This window comes from Vibrio sp. 1557 (assembly GCF_033340175.1).
Classification (GTDB): Bacteria; Pseudomonadota; Gammaproteobacteria; order Enterobacterales; family Vibrionaceae; genus Vibrio; species Vibrio alginolyticus.
Genome location: NZ_JAWOVZ010000174.1, coordinates 1 through 1,250 on the forward strand (window position 1 = coordinate 1; position 1,250 = coordinate 1,250).

Annotated in this window: 2 protein-coding genes; one reads left to right on the forward strand and one right to left on the reverse strand. The window is 45.4% G+C overall.

All coding sequences use genetic code 11. From position 1 onward, the window contains the following. A partial coding sequence (locus R7070_RS25615; RefSeq protein WP_318141441.1) for an elongation factor P hydroxylase occupies positions 1-404 on the reverse strand: 404 nt, incomplete at its 3' end. A gap of 332 nt (positions 405-736) precedes the next feature. Here R7070_RS25615 and R7070_RS25620 point away from each other — a divergent pair. Continuing rightward, positions 737-1,250 (forward strand): trimeric intracellular cation channel family protein (locus R7070_RS25620; RefSeq protein WP_318141442.1); only part of this gene is annotated, 514 nt, incomplete at its 3' end.

Sequence of the window (1,250 nt, forward strand, 5' to 3'; positions counted from 1 at the left end):
TTTTTCATAAAGCCGAGCCTATCTGGTTCAAAATCGCCGTGTAGATTGTCACAACTCACCGTAAAAGGGAAGCCAGCACTCGTGGCAAGAATCCATTCGTAAGCTTGAGGGCGAATTTCTACTTTTTCGAACTCAGCTTGTACGGCTTCGGTGCGTCCATCCGGCTCATACCAGTAGCCAAAATCTTCCATTAGACGACGTTCAGGACCAGCGACACACCAGTGCGCGATTTCGTGCAGAGCAGAAGCGTAAAAACCTCGAGCAAAAATAATACGATGGTGAGGATGCTCATCATCAGCTGGCAGATAAATAGGCTCATCACCACCAAGCTCTAGCGTGGTGTTGAATTGCTCAAGAAAAGTGTCATTGAAAATGGTGATTAGATCTTGGTATTCGTGGGTCATCGTCGAGTCTGTACTTCAAATTGACATGCGCTGCGCATTGTCGCTGTTTTTGCAAATAAGGTAAAGGCATCCCACAGTTTTGGTTATTAGTTGAATTTATCTGAACCGACCTTTCTCAATACAATTTCTCATTCGTCAGCGTACTCATTTACTAATACACTCTCGCCTTATTTTGGTGCCACTCAAATTGCTGTTTTTCAAGCAGTTTGATTATGAGCATGTTGCTGGTTTTAATCACTTTTTAAGACTGATTAAGCCGTTTGTAAGTGTTGTTACTGCCCTAACCATTTTGTAATGGATAAACGGTAACTTTTTACTTTGAGTGTTCCCCTATGTTGCTAAGTGTGTTGTATATCATTGGTATCACGGCTGAAGCCATGACAGGTGCGTTAAGCGCTGGTAGAAGAAAAATGGACTGGTTTGGCGTTATGTTGGTAGCGAGTGCGACAGCCATTGGCGGCGGCACCGTGCGTGACATTTTATTGGGCCACTACCCTCTTGGTTGGGTCAAGAATCCTGAATTTCTGGCTATCACCTGTGTTGCTGGCGTACTAACGACTGGCCTCGCGAAATGGGTGATCAAACTAAAAGGCTTGTTCATTCGTCTTGATGCACTGGGTTTGATTGTATTTAGCATCATCGGTACCAAGATTGCGATGGGCATGGGCTTGCACCCAGGCATCTGTATGGTGTCTGCATTGGTGACTGGCGTATTTGGTGGCTTACTTCGCGATTTGATCTGTCGCCAAACTCCGTTGGTACTGCATGAGGAGCTATACGCTTCTATCGCGTTGATAGCATCCGGCCTTTACCTGGCGTTACTGGAATTCAACGTGCCAGACGTAA